Origin of the sequence: Streptomyces sp. Go-475 (assembly GCF_003330845.1) — a bacterium.
GTDB lineage: Bacteria > Actinomycetota > Actinomycetes > Streptomycetales > Streptomycetaceae > Streptomyces.
In genome coordinates this window covers 7,399,806-7,416,924 of the sequence record NZ_CP026121.1, presented here as the reverse complement: position 1 = coordinate 7,416,924, position 17,119 = coordinate 7,399,806, and the positions used below count along the sequence as shown (strand labels likewise).

13 protein-coding genes and 1 pseudogene are annotated in these 17,119 nt (G+C 72.1%); 10 read left to right on the top strand and 4 right to left on the bottom strand.

The annotated features are described in order from the left end of the window. Positions 1–47 precede the first annotated feature (47 nt). The gene (locus C1703_RS39405; protein ID WP_198678343.1) at positions 48–188 is read right to left on the bottom strand and encodes a hypothetical protein; all 141 of its coding nucleotides are present in this window, start codon (positions 186–188) and stop codon (positions 48–50) included. Beyond that, on the bottom strand, positions 157–1,491 hold the full coding sequence (locus tag C1703_RS33725; RefSeq protein WP_114256388.1) for an OFA family MFS transporter: 1,335 nt from the start codon (positions 1,489–1,491) through the stop codon (positions 157–159). The genes C1703_RS39405 and C1703_RS33725 overlap by 32 nt, the downstream gene beginning before the upstream one ends. A gap of 234 nt (positions 1,492–1,725) precedes the next feature. Here C1703_RS33725 and C1703_RS33720 point away from each other — a divergent pair, with 234 nt between their 5' ends. The 5 genes from C1703_RS33720 to fdhD are packed head-to-tail and all read left to right on the top strand — an operon-like array spanning position 1,726 to position 8,162. Beyond that, entirely contained in the window at positions 1,726–2,697 is a 972-nt protein-coding gene (locus C1703_RS33720) for a 2-dehydropantoate 2-reductase (RefSeq protein ID WP_114256387.1), read from the top strand. Then, positions 2,694–4,619, top strand: a complete 1,926-nt coding sequence (locus C1703_RS33715) for a molybdopterin-dependent oxidoreductase (RefSeq protein ID WP_114256386.1) — start codon at positions 2,694–2,696, stop codon at positions 4,617–4,619. Before C1703_RS33720 ends, C1703_RS33715 begins: the two co-directional genes overlap by 4 nt. Positions 4,620–4,625: 6 nt before the next feature. Continuing rightward, entirely contained in the window at positions 4,626–6,449 is a 1,824-nt protein-coding gene (locus C1703_RS33710) for an NAD(P)H-dependent oxidoreductase subunit E (RefSeq protein ID WP_114256385.1), read from the top strand. Further along, positions 6,446–7,306, top strand: a complete 861-nt coding sequence (locus tag C1703_RS33705; protein ID WP_114256384.1) for a 2Fe-2S iron-sulfur cluster-binding protein — start codon at positions 6,446–6,448, stop codon at positions 7,304–7,306. The genes C1703_RS33710 and C1703_RS33705 overlap by 4 nt, the downstream gene beginning before the upstream one ends. Before the next feature lie 7 nt (positions 7,307–7,313). Continuing rightward, complete coding sequence (gene fdhD / locus C1703_RS33700) at positions 7,314–8,162, top strand: formate dehydrogenase accessory sulfurtransferase FdhD (RefSeq protein WP_114256383.1); 849 nt, start codon at positions 7,314–7,316, stop codon at positions 8,160–8,162. A 97-nt stretch (positions 8,163–8,259) separates the two neighbouring features. Here fdhD and C1703_RS33695 read toward each other — a convergent pair whose 3' ends face one another. Continuing rightward, entirely contained in the window at positions 8,260–8,697 is a 438-nt protein-coding gene (locus C1703_RS33695; RefSeq protein WP_114256382.1) for a MarR family winged helix-turn-helix transcriptional regulator, read from the bottom strand. Between the two features lie 124 nt (positions 8,698–8,821). Here C1703_RS33695 and C1703_RS33690 point away from each other — a divergent pair, with 124 nt between their 5' ends. The 3 genes from C1703_RS33690 (at position 8,822) to C1703_RS33680 (ending at position 13,001) form a co-directional block, all read left to right on the top strand. Then, positions 8,822–9,739: a zinc-binding dehydrogenase gene (locus tag C1703_RS33690; RefSeq protein WP_114257720.1), complete on the top strand. Its 918-nt coding sequence runs from the start codon at positions 8,822–8,824 to the stop codon at positions 9,737–9,739. A 140-nt stretch (positions 9,740–9,879) separates the two neighbouring features. Then, entirely contained in the window at positions 9,880–11,751 is a 1,872-nt protein-coding gene (locus tag C1703_RS33685) for a sialidase family protein (RefSeq protein WP_114256381.1), read from the top strand. A gap of 11 nt (positions 11,752–11,762) precedes the next feature. Continuing rightward, positions 11,763–13,001, top strand: a complete 1,239-nt coding sequence (locus C1703_RS33680; protein ID WP_114256380.1) for a DUF4185 domain-containing protein — start codon at positions 11,763–11,765, stop codon at positions 12,999–13,001. Here the strand turns inward: C1703_RS33680 and C1703_RS33675 are convergent. Then, positions 12,937–13,948, bottom strand: a pseudogene (locus tag C1703_RS33675) (bile acid:sodium symporter family protein). The gene C1703_RS33680 and the pseudogene C1703_RS33675 overlap by 65 nt on opposite strands. Positions 13,949–14,109: 161 nt before the next feature. On the opposite strand from C1703_RS33675, the gene C1703_RS33670 reads away from it, so the two are divergent. Both C1703_RS33670 and C1703_RS33665 read left to right on the top strand, forming a co-directional pair. Next, a complete protein-coding gene (locus C1703_RS33670) occupies positions 14,110–14,988 on the top strand; it encodes a LysR substrate-binding domain-containing protein (protein ID WP_114256379.1) in 879 nt (292 codons plus the stop codon). A gap of 297 nt (positions 14,989–15,285) precedes the next feature. Then, positions 15,286–17,112 carry an AMP-dependent synthetase/ligase gene (locus C1703_RS33665; RefSeq protein WP_114256378.1) on the top strand — a complete coding sequence of 609 codons (1,827 nt, stop codon included), beginning with the start codon at positions 15,286–15,288 and terminating at the stop codon, positions 17,110–17,112. The last annotated feature ends 7 nt before the right edge of the window (positions 17,113–17,119 follow it).

The window sequence follows — 17,119 nt, the reverse complement described above, 5'->3', positions numbered from 1 at the left end:
AGCGCCCCGGGCACCCGGCAGGCCGTCGAACCCCCAGGCGGACACCCTCAGCCGGTGAACAGCTGCGTCGCCTTGCGGACCAGTTCGTACAGCCCGTAGGCGAGTGGCATGCCCACCCACGTCCAGGCGAAGGCGATGAGCCACCGCCGGTCCGGGCTAGGCGGACTCTGACTGCTGGGGCTGGACATGCGCGGCCTCCTTCGGTGCCGGGACGTGGTGACGCGGGTGGACGGGCCGGACGAGTTCGTTGGCGACGAAGCCGACGACGAGCAGCCCGATCATGATGACGAACGACAGCCCGTACAGGGACGCGCCGTGCCTGCCCGCCTCCTCCTGCCGGTCGGCGATCCAGTTCACGATCAGCGGGCCGAGGACCCCGGCCGTGGACCAGGCGGTGAGCAGCCGCCCGTGGATCGCGCCGACCTGGTGGGTGCCGAACAGGTCCTTCAGATAGGCCGGAACGGTCGCGAATCCGCCGCCGTAGAAGGAGAGGATGACCAGCGCGCACAGGATGAACAGCGGCTTGGAGGAGTCGCCGAACAGGGCGATGAGGGCGTACATCAGGGCGCCGACGCCGAGGTAGACGCGGTAGATGTTCTTGCGGCCGATCAGGTCGGACGTCGACGACCAGCCGATGCGGCCCGCCATGTTCGCCGCGGACAGCAGCGCGACGAAGCCGGCCGCGGCGGTCACCGAGACCGGTGTGGAGGTGTCCGCGAAGAAGTCCGTGATCATCGGCGCGGCCTTCTCCAGGATGCCGATGCCCGCGGTGACGTTCATGCAGAGCACGATCCACAGGAGCCAGAACTGCGGGGTGCGGATGGCCTGGTTCGCGGAGACCTGCGGGCCGGTGAGGGCTTGTCGCGCGGTTCCCCGGGTCTCCGGGGCATGACGCGGAACCCGGACCAGCAGTACACCCAGCAACATGAAGACGGCGTACGAGAGGCCGTGCACGAGGAACGCCAGCGCGATGCCGCCGCTGTCGGATCCGAACGACTCGAGCATCTGCGCCGACCAGGGCGAGGCGATGAGCGCGCCGCCGCCGAAGCCCATGATGGCGATGCCGGTGGCCATGCCGGGCCGGTCCGGGAACCACTTGATCAGGGTGGAGACGGGCGAGATGTAGCCGATGCCGAGGCCGACGCCGCCGACGAAGCCGTAGCCGAGGACGATCAGCCAGTACTGCTCCAGGGCCGCGCCCAGCGCGGAGAGCAGGAAGCCGGAGGAGAAGCAGACCAGGGCGACGGTCATCGCCCAGCGGGGGCCCTTGCGCTCCACGAGCGTGCCGCCGAACGCGGCGGACAGGCCCAGCATGACGATGCCCAGCTGGAAGGGCAGGGCGCTCTGCGTGCCGCTGAGGCCGAGCGCGGACTCGAGCGGCGGTTTGAACACGCTCCAGGCGTAGGCCTGGCCGATGGAGAGGTGTACGGAGAGAGCGGCGGGCGGGACGAGCCAGCGGCTCCAGCCCGGCGGCGCGACGGGGGGACTCATGAACCCCGGACGGTAGGGATCCGCAAGGCAGTTGAGAAGGCGGCGCGTCGACCGTATGCGATGAGCGGTATCCGGCATGCGCCGAACGGTCGGCGCACGACCCTTGCCGCCCCAACCTCCATACTGTAGACAATATTTCGTCGACACAAGCCGTGCGCGAGCCAGACACCAGCCGCACGGCCGCCCTTCGGCAGTCACCTCCGCGGTATCCCTCAAACCGAACGGAGTGTTCCCGTGAAAGTCGCAGTTCTCGGCGCCGGTGCCATCGGCGCCTACGTCGGCGCCGCGCTCCACCGCGCGGGCGCCGACGTGCATCTCATCGCCCGTGGACCGCATCTGGCGGCCATGAGGCAGCACGGAGTCCGGGTGCGCAGCCCGCGCGGCGACTTCACCGCGCACCCCCACGCGACCGACGACCCGGCCGAGGTCGGCCCGGTCGATTACGTCTTCCTGGGCCTGAAGGCCAACGCGTACGCGGCGTGCGGGCCGCTGATCGCGCCGCTGCTGCACGACACCACGGCCGTCGTGGCGGCCCAGAACGGCATCCCCTGGTGGTACTTCCACCGGCACGGCGGCCCGTACGACGGCCACCGGATCGAGAGCGTGGACCCGGACGGCGCGGTCAGTGCGGTGCTCGCGCCCGAACGGGCCGTCGGCTGTGTCGTCTACGCGGCGACCGAATTGGAAGGGCCCGGGATCGTACGGCACCTGGAGGGCACGCGGTTCTCGATCGGCGAGCCCGACCGCAGCCTGTCCGGGCGGTGCCAGGCATTCTCCGAGGCCATGCGGGCGGGCGGCCTGAAGTGCCCGGTCGAACCGGATCTGCGGGGCGACATCTGGGTCAAGCTGCTCGGCAACATCTCCTTCAACCCGATCAGCGCGCTGGCCCGCGCGACCATGCGGCAGATGTGCCTGCACGGCGGCACCCGCAGGGTCATCGAGATCATGATGACCGAGACGCTGGCGGTGGCGAACGCCCTGGGCTGCGAGGTCGGCGTCTCCGTCGAGCGCCGGCTCGCGGGTGCCGAGCGGGTCGGCGACCACCGCACCTCCACGCTCCAGGACCTGGAGCGCGGCAAGCCGCTCGAACTCGACGTGCTGCTCGCGGCGGTCGTCGAGCTGGCGGAGATCACCGGCGTGGACGTGCCCACCCTGCGCACCGTGCACGCCATCTCGGACCTGCTCGCGCTGAGGAGCGCCGCATGAGCAAACGCGATCGAACCCCGAAGACCTACACACGGCTCACCCATCCGCTGGTGAGGGACTCGCGCGACGAGCCCTTCCGCCGGGCGAGCTGGGAGGAGGCCCTGGACCGCGCGTCCCGTGGACTGGCCCGCAACCGCGGCGCGTTCGGCATGTTCTCCTGCGCCCGGGCGACGAACGAGATGAACTACGTCGCGCAGAAGTTCGCCCGGGTCGTCATGGGCACCAACAACGTCGACTCCTGCAACCGCACCTGCCACGCCCCGAGCGTGGCCGGGCTGTCGGCGGCGTTCGGCTCGGGCGGCGGGACGTCGTCGTACGAGGAGATCGAGCACACCGACGTCATCGTGATGTGGGGCTCCAACGCCCGCTTCGCGCACCCGATCTTCTTCCAGCACGTGCTGAAGGGGATCAGGAACGGCGCCCGGATGTACGCGGTCGATCCGCGCCGGACGTCGACCGCCGAGTGGGCGGAGAGCTGGCTCGGGCTGAACGTCGGCACGGACATCCCGATGGCGCACGCGATCGGCCGCGAGATCATCCACGCGGGGCTCGCCAACGAGGCGTTCATCGAGCGCGCCACCACCGGCTTCGAGGAGTACAAGGCCCTGGTCGAGCCCTGGACGCTGTCGCTCGCCGAGAAGGTGACGGGCGTCCCGGCCGCGGCCATCAGGGAACTGGCCCACGCCTACGCCCGGGCCGAGCGCGCCCAGTTGTGCTGGACACTCGGCATCACCGAGCACCACAACGGCACCGACAACGTCCGCGCCCTGATCAACCTGTCCCTGCTCACCGGGCACGTCGGCCGCTACGGCTCCGGCCTGCAGCCCCTGCGCGGGCAGAACAACGTTCAGGGCGGCGGCGACATGGGCGCGATCCCCAACCGCCTGCCCGGCTTCCAGGACATCCTCGACCCCGACACGCGGCTGAAGTTCGAGTCGGCCTGGGACACCGTCATCCAGCCGCACTACGGCCTGAACCTCACGGAGATGTTCGAGGCGATGGAGGACGGCTCGCTCAAGGCCGTCTACTGCATCGGCGAGAACCCGGCCCAGTCGGAGGCCGACAGCGAGCAGGCCGTGCGGCGGCTGAAGGCGCTCGACTTCCTGGTCGTGCAGGACATCTTCCTCACGAAGACGGCGGAGCTGGCGGACGTCGTCCTGCCCGCCACGGCCGGCTGGGCGGAGACCGAGGGCACGACCACCAACAGCGAGCGGCGTGTCCAGCGCGTCCGCAAGGCCGTCGCCCCGCCCGGCGAGGCCCGCGAGGACATCGACATCATCTGCGACCTCGCGGCCCGCCTCGGCCACGACTGGAAGTACGCCGACGCCGAGACCGTGTGGAACGAGCTGCGGTCGGTCTCCCCGGACCACTACGGCATGACGTACGAGCGGCTGGAGGAGCACCAGGGCATCCAGTGGCCCTGCCCCAGCACGGACGGGCTGGAACCGACGTACCTGCACGGCAGGTTGTGGGACCCCGACCCCGCGAAACGCGGCCGGCTCGCGCCGTTCGGGATCGTGCAGCACGACCCGCCCGTGGACCTCACCGACGAGCGCTACCCGATCCGGCTCACCACCGGGCGGCGGCTCGACTCGTACAACACGGGTGTGCAGAGCGGCGGTTACGCCTCCCCGCTGCGGCGCGGCGAGTACATCGAGCTGTCCCCGGAGGACGCCGAGCGCTACGGGGTCGTCGTCGGCGAGGAGGTCCAGGTCACCTCGCGGCGCGGGTCGGTGACCGCACCGGTGTGGGTGGACCCGGCGCTGCGGCCCGGGCTCGCCTTCATGACCATGCACTTCCCCGACGAGGTGGACACCAACCAGCTGACGATCGAGGCGAACTGCCCGATCGCGGGGACGGCGGAGTTCAAGGCGTCGGCGATCCGGATCGAGAAGCTGCCCATCGCGACCATCGTGGGGTGACGCACCGTGGACCTGCACTTCGGCGACAGCAAACCGACGGACGAGGAACGGGCGGCCGTCGACGCCCTGCTCGGGCCACCGGAGTCCTCCTGGGAGGGTGCCGACCGTTCCGACACGGACCTGAGGTGGGCCCGGGGCGGGCGTGCGGCCCGGGACCGCCGCGACCTGCTGTTGCCGGGGCTGCACGCGATCAACGACCGGGTCGGCTGGATCAGCGACGGCGCCCTGGACTACCTGTGCCGGCGGCTGACGGTGCCGCCGGCGGAGGCGTACGGGGTCGCCACCTTCTACGCCATGTTCTCCGTCAAGCCGCGCCCGGCGACCGTGCTGCACGTGTGCACGGACCTGGCGTGCGCGGCGGCCGGGGCGCCGGAGCTGTGCGCGGGGATCGAGGAGCGGCTGGGCCTCGGCAGCGGGGTGAGCGTGGAGCGCAGCCCGTGCCTGGGCCTGTGCGAACGTGCCCCGGCGGCACTCGCGGTCAAGGCCGGTGACCCGGTCCGTACGGCGGTGTCGGCTCCGGCGACCGTCGAGGAGGCCGTCCTCGCCGCGAGCGCCCCCGACTCGGCGCCGGAGGAGCCCCCGGCCGCGCTGGCGGTGCCCCAGGCCGGCCAGGACGGCCTGATGCTGCTGCACCGCGTCGGCGTGGTCGACCCGGCGTCCCTCGACGACTACCGCGCCCACGGCGGCTACACCGCCCTGCGCCGGGCCTTCGAGCTCGGTCCGGCGGGGGTCATCCGCGAGGTCACCGACTCGGGCCTGGTCGGACGCGGCGGCGCCGCCTTCCCCACCGGCCGCAAGTGGCAGGCCACGGCGTCCCAGCCGGACCGTCCGCACTACCTCGTCTGCAACGCCGACGAGTCGGAGCCCGGCACCTTCAAGGACCGGGTGCTGATGGAGGGCGACCCGTACGCGCTGATCGAGGCGATGACGATCGCCGGGTACGCCACGGGCGCCCACCGGGGCTACCTCTACCTGCGCGGCGAGTACCCGCGCTCGCTGCACCGCCTGGAGCACGCCATCGCCCAGGCACGCGCGCGTGGGCTGCTCGGCGACGACGTCCTCGGCCAGGGCTACGCCTTCGACATCGAGATCCGGCGCGGCGCGGGCGCCTACATCTGCGGTGAGGAGACGGCCCTGTTCAACTCCATCGAGGGCTACCGCGGCGAGCCCCGCTCCAAGCCGCCGTTCCCCGTGGAGAAGGGCCTGTTCGGCAAGCCGACGGTGGAGAACAACGTCGAGACGCTGGTCAACGTCCTGCCGATCCTGACCATGGGCGCCCCGGCGTACGCGGCGATCGGCACCCAGCGGTCCACCGGGCCCAAGCTGTTCTGCGTGTCCGGGACCGTGGAGCGGCCCGGTGTCTACGAGCTGCCGTTCGGCGCGACCCTCGGTGAGCTGCTCGCGCTCGCCGGGGTGCGGGACGGGCTGCGGGCGGTGCTGCTCGGCGGCGCGGCCGGCGGTTTCGTCCGGGCCGACGAGCTGGACATCCCGCTCACCTTCGAGGGCACGCGCGAGGCCGGCACGACCCTGGGCTCGGGGGTCGTCATGGCCTTCGACGACACCGTGCCCCTCCCCCGGCTGCTGCTGCGCATCGCCGAGTTCTTCCGGGACGAGTCGTGCGGGCAGTGCGTGCCCTGCCGGGTCGGGACCGTGCGGCAGGAGGAGGCGCTGCACCGGATCGTGGAGCGCACGGGTGCCGCCGCCGCGGGCGACATCGCCCTGCTGAGGGAGGTCGGCCGCGCGATGCGGGACGCCTCGATCTGCGGTCTCGGGCAGACCGCGTGGAACGCCGTGGAATCCGCCATCGACCGTCTAGGAGCGTACGAATGACCGTCACACCGCTGGGGATCCCGCGCCGGCTGCTGGAGTTCACCCTCGACGGGCAGGAGACCCGGGTCCCCGAGGGCTCGACGATCCTCGACGCCTGCCGGGCGGCGGGCAAGGACATCCCGACCCTGTGCGAGGGCGACACCCTGCGGCCGAAGAACGCCTGCCGGGTCTGTGTCGTCGAGGTCGAGGGGTCCAGGACGCTCGTCCCGGCCTGCTCCCGCAAGGCCGAGCCGGGCATGGAGGTCCGCACGGACACCGAGCGCGCCCGGCACAGCCGGAAGATCGTCCTGGAGCTGCTCGCGTCCTCCGTCGACCTGTCGACCACGCCCCGGGGCGCCGAGTGGCTGAAGGAGTACGAGGCGAAGCCGGACCGCTTCGGCCCGGACGCGGCCCGGCTCAACGAGGAGCCGAAGGTCGACAACGAACTGTACGTGCGCGACTACGACAAGTGCATCCTCTGCTACAAGTGCGTCGACGCCTGCGGCGACCAGTGGCAGAACACCTTCGCGATCTCGGTCGCCGGGCGCGGTTTCGACGCCCGGATCGCCGTGGAGCACGACGCGCCGCTGACCGACTCGGCGTGCGTGTACTGCGGCAACTGCATCGAGGTGTGCCCGACGGGCGCGCTGTCCTTCAAGTCGGAGTTCGACATGCGCGCGGCGGGTACGTGGGACGAGTCGAAGCAGACGGAGACGACGACGGTGTGCGCGTACTGCGGAGTGGGCTGCAACCTGACGCTGCACGTGCAGGACAATGAGATCGTGAAGGTCACCTCGCCGCACGACAACCCGGTGACCCACGGCAACCTCTGCATCAAGGGCCGCTTCGGCTACCAGCACGTACAGAACCGGGGCTGATCAGGACATGGGACGAGTCACGGAACGACGCAAGGTGCTCCGCATCCGGGACGGGGCCGTCTCCAGCCGCCCGGACACGCTCGTCGCCGAGGAACCCCTGGAGATCCGGCTGAACGGCAAGCCCCTGGCGATCACCATGCGCACCCCGGGCGACGACTTCGCGCTGGCGGCGGGCTTCCTGGTGAGCGAGGGCGTGCTGGGCGGGCAACAGGACCTGCGGAACATCGTCTACTGCGCCGGGGCGACGGCAGACGGCTCGAACACGTACAACGTCGTCGACGTGCAGACGGCCCCGGGCGTGGTGATCCCCGACATCACGCTGGAGCGCAACGTCTACACGACCTCCTCCTGCGGGCTGTGCGGCAAGGCCTCGCTGGACGCGGTGCGCACCACGGCCCGCTGGCCCATCGCCGACGCCCCGCCGGTCCGGGTCACCCCCGAACTGCTGGCGGGCCTGCCCGACCGGCTGCGCGCCGCCCAGCGGGTCTTCGACCGGACGGGGGGCCTGCACGCGGCGGCCCTGTTCTCCGAGGAGGGCGAGCTGCTGGACGTCCGGGAGGACGTGGGCCGGCACAACGCGGTCGACAAGCTGGTCGGCCGTGCCCTGCGGGACGGGGGGCTGCCGCTGTCGCGGGCGGTCCTGCTCGTGTCGGGCCGGGCCTCCTTCGAGCTGGCGCAGAAGGCCGTCATGGCCGGCATCCCGGTCCTGGCGGCGGTGTCGGCGCCGTCGTCGCTGGCGGTGGACCTGGCCGCCGAGACGGGCCTGACGCTGGTGGGCTTCCTGCGGGGCGCCTCCATGAACGTGTACGCGGGTGAGGACCGCATCGCTCTGCGGGCCACGGCCGCCCAGGGCTGAGCAGGTTCGTCCCGCTGCACGGCGGCGGGGCCCCGACCGGCGGGGAGCGCCCCCTGCGCCGCAGGGGCCCCGTCTCGGCCTGCCCGGGCCGCGGCGCCTAGTCGGCCGTGCCGGATATCCGCAGCAGCATGCCCGTGAACTGCTCGCGCTCGGCCGGTGTCAGGGGCGCGAGCAGCTCGTCGTTGGCGGCGCGGGCCGCCTTCTCGCAGCGCTTCAGCAGCCGGGCTCCGCGCGCGGTGAGGGACACCGCGTTCTTGCGGCGGTCCTTCGGGTCCGGCTCGCGGACGACCAGGCCGGCCGCCTGGAGGTCGTCGAGGATGCCGACCAGGTCCTTGGGGTCCAGCCGGATCCCGCGGCCGAGGTCGGCCTGGGCGACGGGCGCGAGGTCCCGGACGGCGGACAGCACCACGTGGTGCCACATCCGCATGTCCTGCTCGGCCAGCGCCTCGGCCACCAGGGCGCGGCCCCGGGCGGCGGCGCGGCCGAGCAGCCAGCTGGGCAGGGAGCGGATCGCGGGGAGGGGAGCTTCCGACATGACCGCAGCCTAACCAAGAAATCGTTGGTTCTCCCTATGATCGTCCTATACCGTTGGGCATCCCAACGAATCCGTTGGGGTGCCCGACGAGTGTGTCGGGATCACCGACGACCCCGGAGGTGCGATGCGCCGCGTCCGCTACGAATCCCGAGGCGGCCCCCTGTTCGTCGAGGAGGCACCGGTCCCCGAGCCCGGCCCCGGAGAGCTGCTCGTGCGCGCGGAGGCGATCGGCGTCACGCTGCCGGTGGTGCGCAAGGTCACCGAGGCGGCCGAGCCGGTCCCGCTCGGCGGCGAGGTCGCCGGGGAGGTCACGGCGGTCGGCGAGGGCGTGACCCGCTTCGGCACCGGCGACCGGGTGACGGGGCTCTGCTTCGGCCACGGCTACGCCGACTTCGCGCTGCTGCACGAGGCCATGGCCTCCCCGGTCCCGGCAGGCGCCGGCGCCGTCGACGCGGTCGCCCTGGTCCGCAGCGGCCTGGTCGCCCTCGGCGCCCTGGAGGCGGCGCGCCCCGAGCCGGGCGAGGCGGCCCTGGTCACGGCGGCGGCGAGCGGTGTCGGCCACCTGGCCGTGCAACTGGCCCGGACCCGCGGCGCCGGACGCGTCGTGGGAGCCGTGTCCGACCCGGCCAAGGCCGACTTCGTCCGCGGCCTCGGCGCCGACCACGTCGTCGCGTACGGCGACGACAGCTGGGGCACCCCCGTCGACTACGCCCTGGACGCGGTCGGCGGCGAGCTGCTCACCCCGGCCCTCGCCGCACTCGCCCCGGAGGGGCGGCTCGTGGCCTACAGCTCGGGCGGCGGCACGATCCGGGCGTACGACCTGCTCGTGGGCGCCAAGTCGGTGATCGGGTTCCAGATGGCCCGGATCGCCCGCGGGAAGCCGGAGTTGTACGAGCTGTGGCGCGGGGAGCTGTGGCGGCTGTTCGCCGCGGGAGAGATCCGGCCCGTCGTGCACGGGGAGTTCGCCCTGGCGGACGCGGCGAAGGCACACGGGGAGATCGAGGCGCGGTCCAACCTCGGAAAGGTGGTACTGATCCCCTGACGCACGCTCCTTGTGGGGGGTCTGTGAAGCCAAGTACCGTCTGTGGCCCACACATTGGACGTCGGATGTCCGGATGACCGGATGTCTGTTCACACGTCCCGGTGGTCCAGCCGACAGACGCATGAAGGGCAGGTCGCACCATGCCGTCAAGTCTTCGTACCCGTCTGAGATCCACCCTGACAGCCGCCCTCGCCGCCGCGGCCCTCCTCGCGCCCACCGGTCCGGCCCATGCCGGGCCCACCACGGCGTTACCGGAGTTCGAGCAGCAGGTCCTCTTCAAGGCCTCCCAGGACCCCGGTTACGCCTGCTTCCGGATCCCGGCGATCGTGCGGACCACGTCCGGCACGCTGCTCGCCTTCGCCGAGGGCCGGGTCCTCAACTGCGGTGACGCCGCCGACATCGACATCGTCCTCAAGCGCTCCACCGACGGCGGCCGCACCTGGGGCCCGCTCCAGGTCGTCAACGAGGGCGCCGGCGACACGCACGGCAACCCCGCGCCCCTCGTGGACCGCCGCACCGGCCGCATCCTGCTGGCCGAGACGTACAACACCGGCCGCACGGACGCCGGCAACTGCCAGATCCCCTGCGACCGCACCCCGCACCTGCAGTACAGCGACGACGACGGCCGCACCTGGTCCGAGCCGCGCGACCTGAGCGACCAGATCCTCCCCGACGACTGGAACTCCTGGTACGCGACGGGCCCCGTGCACGGCATCCAGCTGACCCGCGGCGAGCACGCCGGGCGGCTGGTGTTCGGCGTCAACACCGAGACGTGGAACGGCAGTCGCGTCTCCGCGAACCACGCCGCGCTCATCGTCAGCGACGACGGCGGCGACTCCTGGCGGGTCGGCGCCACGGACACCTGGCCCATAGCGCAGGACGGCACGTTCCGGCAGAAGCCGTCCGAGGTGACGCTCACCGAACGAGCCGACGGCGCCCTCCTCGTCAGCGGACGGGAACAGGACGGCACCGACCTCGGCCACCGGGCCCAGACCTTCAGCCTCGACGGCGGCGACAGCTTCGCCACGCCCTTCCGCGCTCTCCCGGACCTCTACACCCCGCAGGTCCAGGGCGCCACGCTGCGCCTCGGCGACCGGATGCTGCTGTCGGCCCCGGCCGACCTCGACCGCCGCCGCACCATGATGGTCCGCTCCTCCTACGACGGCGGGCGCACCTGGGAGAGCGTGGACCGGGGCACGGTCGTCACCACCGACTGGTCCGGCTACTCCGACATGGCGGCGGTCGACGGCAGGACAGTGGGCCTGCTGTACGAGGGCGGGGCGGTCGACGCCCGTGACGAGATCCGCTTCGCCCGCTTCACCGAGGACTGGCTGAAACCCCGCCGGGGCGCCGACCCGACCACCCGTGACGCCGCGGCGGGCGCCAAGCCGGCGGCCGTGCTCGGCGGTGCCGGGCGGACGGCCGGTGTCCGCGGCAGCGCGCTGTCCTTCGACGGCACCGACGACGCCGTACGCCTGCCGTACCGGTCCGGGCTCCCGCTCGGCGAAGGGGACTTCACGGCGTCGCTGTTCTTCCGGTACACGGCCACGACCGGCGAGCAGCCGTTCCTGTGGATGGGCGGCATCGGCAGCACCCAGCCGCAGATCTGGCTGCGCGGCGAGCCGGCGAGCGACCGGGTCCGGGCGCTGATCACCACCCGGTCGGGCGCGGCGACCGTCAGGAACGCCTCGGTGTCGGCCGCCGGCGCCCACAACGACGGCCGCTGGCACCACCTGGCGCTGCGCCGCGGCGGCGGGACGCTGACGCTCTTCCTCGACGGCGAGGCGCTCACCACCGCGGACGTGCCGGGCTCGGTCAGCCGCAACTCCCCGTTCGGCGTGCACATCGGCCAGCGCATGGACAGCAGGGCGTACCTCACCGGGGCGATCGACGACGTCCGCGTCTGGAACCGGGCGCTGTCCGACAAGGAGCTGGCCTCCGGCGCCTCGGGCGCGGCCGCCCGGGGCACGGTGCTGTGGCTGCCCATGGACCAGGTGAGCGGCAGCAACTAACGTCACGGGTCGTGCCCGACGACGCATACGCAGCACGAGCACGACAGCGCACGGGAACCGGGATCGGCCTGCTGCTGGTCCTGGTTCTCGGGGCCGCGCTGCTCATCGCCCTGCCGGACGACGACAGACGGGACGACGAGGGCGCCTGCGCGGCGCGCACGGTCGGCTCGTGGCGGGCGGACGAGGGCCTGACCGCCGAGTTCGCCCGGTACGGCGACGACGCGTCCCGCACCGACGACTGGACCGGCGGCGACGGCACCCACTCGGTCCGGCTGCCGGACGGCCGCGTGCTGTGGCTGTTCTCCGACACCTATCTGGGCCGGGTGCACGGCCCGCCCAACCCGCACGGCGAGTCCTACGCCTGGCGGGACCCCACCGCCCCGCTGGTGCGCAACTCGGCCGTGCTCATGCGCGACGGTCGGCTCGAATCCACGCTGCCCGCCCCGCTCTTCGCCGACCCGGCGCCGAACCAGTGGCGCTGGCCGGTCGCCGCCCGCGTCGAACCCCGCTCCCCCGGCTCCTCGGAGCGGGTCGTGCGGGTGCTGCTGTGGGTCCGCACCGCGGGCGCGTCCCCGTGGATCTACGGCGTGCCCACCGCCACCGAGGTCGCCACGCTGTCCCTGCCCGGGCTGCGTCTGGAGTCGATCGTCAAGGTGCTCGACCAGCAGTTGGTCCCCGACCCGTCGCGGCGCGTGCTGTTCGGCACGACGCTGGTGGAGGAGGGCGGCTGGACGTACGTCTTCGGCGGCGACGACGGCCAGGCCGCCTCCCGCCCGGCCTCGCACGCCTACGTGGCGCGGGTGCCGGAGGGCGGGCTCGCGGATCCGGCGGCCTGGCGGTACTGGAGCGGCTCGGCGTGGGTGCCCGGCGCCCGGCCCCGGCCGGTGCTCGGGGACGGGCAGCGCAAGGGGGTGGGCAGCGCGTTCTCGGTCGTCCGGGACGCCGGGACGTATGTGCTGTTCACGATGGCCACGGGCACCAAGGGCCTGACCACCGTGGCGTCCTACTGGGCGTGCTCACCGGAGGGGCCGTGGCACGGGCCGGCGAAGGAGTTCAGCCCGTCGCTGCCGCAGGGCCAGGTGGCCGCCTACAACCCGCAGGCGCATCCCGTGCTGAGCGGCGACGGGCGTCTCGTGCTGAGCTACGACGTCAACTGGCTGGAGACGACCGGCGCCGCCGCCCAGCTCAGCCGGAACGTGTCCCTGTACCGACCGCGGTTCGTGACGGTGCGGCTGGCTCCCGCGGGGTGACGTCGGCCACCGGGTCCTGCGCGCGCCGCTTGGCGAGCACCGCGCACACGATCAGCTCGCATCTGGTGGAACAGCATCAGCGGCAGCACGGCCAGGGCCGCCTGCGGGCCGAACAGGACGCTCGCCATGGGCAGTCCGGAGGCGAGGGACTTCTTCGAGCCCGCGAACTGGATCGCGATCCGGTCCTCCCGGCCGAAGCCCAGCGCCTTGCCGCCGTACCAGGTCAGCAGGAGCATCACGGCGAGGATCACCGCCTCGACGGCGAACAGCCCGCCGAGCCGCGCGGGGCTGACCTGGCGCCAGATGCCCTGGACCACGCCCTCGCTGAACGCCGTGTAGACGACCAGGAGGATCGAGCCGCGGTCCACCAGGCCGAGGGCCTTCTTGTGGCGGGTGACGAAGCCGCCGATCCAGCGGCGCAGCAGCTGCCCGGCGAGGAACGGCACGAGCAGCTGCAGCACGATCTCCAGCAGCGAGTCGGCGGAGAACCCGCCGCTGCTGCCGAGCAGGGAGGCCGCGAGCAGCGGGGTGGCGATGATGCCGACGAGGGAGGAGAAGGAGCCCGCGCAGATCGCCGCGGGCACGTTGCCGCGGGCCATCGAGGTGAAGGCGATCGACGACTGCACGGTCGACGGGACGAGCGTGAGGAAGAGCAGGCCCTGGTAGAGCGGGTGGGTCAGGATCACCGGCACCAGGCCGCGGGCCGCCAGGCCGAGCAGCGGGAAGACCACGAAGGTGCAGGCCAGGACCGTGGCGTGGAGCCGCCAGTGGCGCAGGCCGTCCAGCGCCTCACGGGTGGACAGCCGGGCCCCGTAGAGGAAGAACAGGAAGGCGATCGCGGCCGTGGAGGCGCCGGAGGAGACATCGGCGGCCGTCCCGCGCGCCGGGATCAGTGCGGCGAGGCCCACCGTCCCGAGGAGAAGCAGGATGTAGGGGTCGATCGGCAGCCGGCTCGGCCAGCGCAGGCGTTTCACGGTGCTCCACTTGCTTGGTGCTTCGGTCGGTCACGGGGCCAGGACGGCCCCCTTCCATCCTGCTCCCCCGTCGGGCGATCGGGAATCCCGTACACCGCTCTCACTGCTATCACGTACCGCGATAAACTTGGGGCATGTACGAGCCCTCCCATCTGCGCACGTTCCTGTCGGTGGCGCAGACGCTGAGCTTCACGCAGGCCGCGCGGCGGCTCGGGCTGCGGCAGTCCACGGTCAGCCAGCACGTGCGGCGGCTGGAGGACGCGACCGGGCGGACGCTGTTCACCCGGGACACGCACTCGGTGGAGCTGACCGAGGACGGCGAGGCCATGCTCGGGTTCGCGCGGCGGATCCTGGAGGTGCACGAGCAGGCGGCGGCGTTCTTCACCGGCACCCGGCTGCGCGGCCGGCTGCGCTTCGGCGCCTCGGAGGACTTCGTGCTGACGCGGCTGCCGGAGATCCTGGAGGGCTTCCGGCACGAGCACCCGGAGGTCGACCTGGAGCTCACGGTCGAGCTGTCGGGCACCCTGCACGAGCAGCTGGCCGCCGGGAAGCTGGACCTCGTGCTGGCCAAGCGGCGGCCCGAGGATCCGCGCGGCGAGCTGGTCCGGCACGACCGGCTGGTGTGGATCGGCGCCGAGCGTCTCCGCCTCGACCCCGACCGCCCGGTGCCGCTCATCGTCTATCCGCCGCCGGGCATCACCCGCGCGCTCGCCCTGGAGGCGCTGGAGCGGCAGGGCCGCGAATGGCGGGTGGTGTGCACCAGCGGCAGCCTCAACGGCCTGGTCGCGGCGGCCCGGGCGGGGCTCGGCGTGATGGCCCACTCCCGCGGTCTCATCCCGCCGGGCCTGGTGCGGGTGCCGGACCGGGCGGGGCTGCCGGAGCTGGGGCAGGTCGACTTCGTCGTGGTGCACGGCCGGCGCCGGTCCTCCGCGCAGGGTGCGGCGGACGCGCTGGCGGCGGCGATCCTGGCCGGCGGGGACCGGTTGCACCGCAGCTCACGCAAGGGCCTGTGACAAACGGAGTGACGGAATCCGAGGCGGCCACGCTGACAGAAGAGGCCCCTCCTCGGCCCGACCGTGCCGCGTCCGGAGTCGTACAGATTCGGTGGAGATTACGGCACCGAAACTTACTCAACCGTCAGGATTCTGTCCGACCCTTCCCCATGTGCGTGCTTTCTCCCTCCTGACCAGCACCGATCCGACCGCCGCTCACTTCTCACCCCCCTCCCGCGCCCTGGTGCGGTGGGGTAGCTTCCATGGCGCTGTGCGGAGCGTCACTCAACCGAAGCGCTGAGGAGCGGGGAGCGGGGTTTGCGCGAGTTTTCCAACCCTCCGTTGGCGTTGGCACCTCCGGTGGGCGGTCTGGCCGACGTGGTCTTCCAGCATGCCCAGGAGGACCCGCTGCACATCGCGCTGGGCCGCAAGGACGACTCCGGCCAGTGGCGGGACGTCACCAGCGCCGAGTTCCGCGACGAGGTGCTCGCCCTGGCCAAGGGCCTGCTGGCGAGCGGCATCCGGTTCGGCGACCGGGTCGCGATCATGTCCCGCACCCGCTACGAGTGGACGCTGTTCGACTACGCCCTGTGGACGATCGGCGCCCAGGTGGTGCCGGTCTACCCGACCTCCTCGGCCGAGCAGTGCTTCTGGATGCTGTACGACGCCGAGGTGACGGCCGCCGTCGTGGAGCACGAGGACCACGCGATGACGATCGCCACCGTCATCGACCGGCTGCCGCAGCTGCGCCGCCTGTGGCAGCTGGACTCCGGCGCCGTGCACGAGCTGTACGACGCGGGCGCGCACCTCGACGACGAGGTGGTGCACCGCCACCGGCAGGCCGTCACGCCCGACTCCGTCGCCACGATCATCTACACCTCGGGCACCACCGGCCGGCCCAAGGGCTGCGTCATCACGCACGGCAACTTCATGTTCGAGGCGGACACCGTCATCGAACGCTGGGCGCCTCTGTTCCACTCCAAGCGGGGCGACGAGGCGGCGACCCTGCTGTTCCTGCCCCTCGCCCATGTCTTCGGGCGGATGGTGCAGGTCGCCGGGATCCGCGGCAAGGTGAAGTTCGGCCATCAGCCGCAGCTGAACGCGGCGGCCCTGTTGCCGGATCTGGCGGCGTTCAAGCCGACGTTCTTCCTGGCCGTGCCGTACATCTTCGAAAAGGTGTTCAACGCGGCCCGCCGCAAGGCCGAGAAGGAGGGCCGCTCCGGCCCCTTCGAGAAGGCCGTCGACATCGCCATCAAGTACGCGGACGCGATGGAGGCGAAGGCCTGGGGCGTCGGCCCCGGCCCGTCCGCCGGGCTGCGCATGCAGCACCAGCTGTTCGACAAGCTCGTCTACTCCAAGATCCGCGCCGCGATGGGCGGCCGCATCAAGCACGCCATGTCCGGCGGCTCCGCGATGGACCGGCGGCTCGGACTGTTCTTCGCCGGCGCGGGCGTGCACATCTACGAGGGCTACGGCCTCACCGAGTGCACGGCCGCCGCGACCGCCAACCCGCCCGGACGCACCCGCTACGGCACGGTGGGTCAGCCGATCCCGGGCATGACGGTGCACATCGCGGACGACGGCGAGATCTGGCTGCGCGGCGACAACGTGTTCCAGGGCTACCTCAACAACCCCAAGGCCACGGACGAGACCCTGCACGACGGCTGGCTGGCCACCGGCGACCTCGGCGCGCTCGACGAGGACGGCTACCTCACCATCACCGGCCGCAAGAAGGAGATCCTGGTCACATCGGGGGGCAAGAGTGTTTCGCCCGGTGTGCTGGAGGAACGCGTCCGGGAGCACCCGCTGGTCAACCAGTGCATCGTCGTCGGCAACGACCGCCCGTACATCGCGGCCCTGGTGACGCTCGACCAGGAGGCCGTGGAGCACTGGCTGACCATGCGGAACAAGCCGCAGATGTCCCCGGCGCAGCTGGTGCGCGACGCCGATCTGGAGACGGAGGTGCGCCGCGCGGTGGTCGCCGCCAACACCCTCGTCTCGCAGGCCGAGTCGATCCGCACCTTCCGCATCCTGGCCCAGCCGTTCACGGAGGAGCACGGGTTGCTGACCCCGTCGCTGAAGCTGAAGCGGAAGGCGATCGAAAGGGCGTACGAGAACGAGGTCGAGGCGCTGTACCGGGCGTGACATCCGC

Excerpts from the sequence above, each read along its gene's own strand:
- fdhD (WP_114256383.1), top strand. The coding sequence starts at position 7,314 with ATGGGACGAGTCACGGAACGACGCAAGGTGCTCCGCATCCGGGACGGG.
- C1703_RS33725 (WP_114256388.1), bottom strand. The coding sequence starts at position 1,491 with ATGAGTCCCCCCGTCGCGCCGCCGGGCTGGAGCCGCTGGCTCGTCCCG.
- C1703_RS39405 (WP_198678343.1), bottom strand. The coding sequence starts at position 188 with ATGTCCAGCCCCAGCAGTCAGAGTCCGCCTAGCCCGGACCGGCGGTGG.
- C1703_RS33695 (WP_114256382.1), bottom strand. The coding sequence starts at position 8,697 with ATGTCGGAAGCTCCCCTCCCCGCGATCCGCTCCCTGCCCAGCTGGCTG.
- C1703_RS33685 (WP_114256381.1), top strand. The coding sequence starts at position 9,880 with ATGCCGTCAAGTCTTCGTACCCGTCTGAGATCCACCCTGACAGCCGCC.
- C1703_RS33705 (WP_114256384.1), top strand. The coding sequence starts at position 6,446 with ATGACCGTCACACCGCTGGGGATCCCGCGCCGGCTGCTGGAGTTCACC.
- C1703_RS33670 (WP_114256379.1), top strand. The coding sequence starts at position 14,110 with ATGTACGAGCCCTCCCATCTGCGCACGTTCCTGTCGGTGGCGCAGACG.
- C1703_RS33690 (WP_114257720.1), top strand. The coding sequence starts at position 8,822 with ATGCGCCGCGTCCGCTACGAATCCCGAGGCGGCCCCCTGTTCGTCGAG.
- C1703_RS33715 (WP_114256386.1), top strand. The coding sequence starts at position 2,694 with ATGAGCAAACGCGATCGAACCCCGAAGACCTACACACGGCTCACCCAT.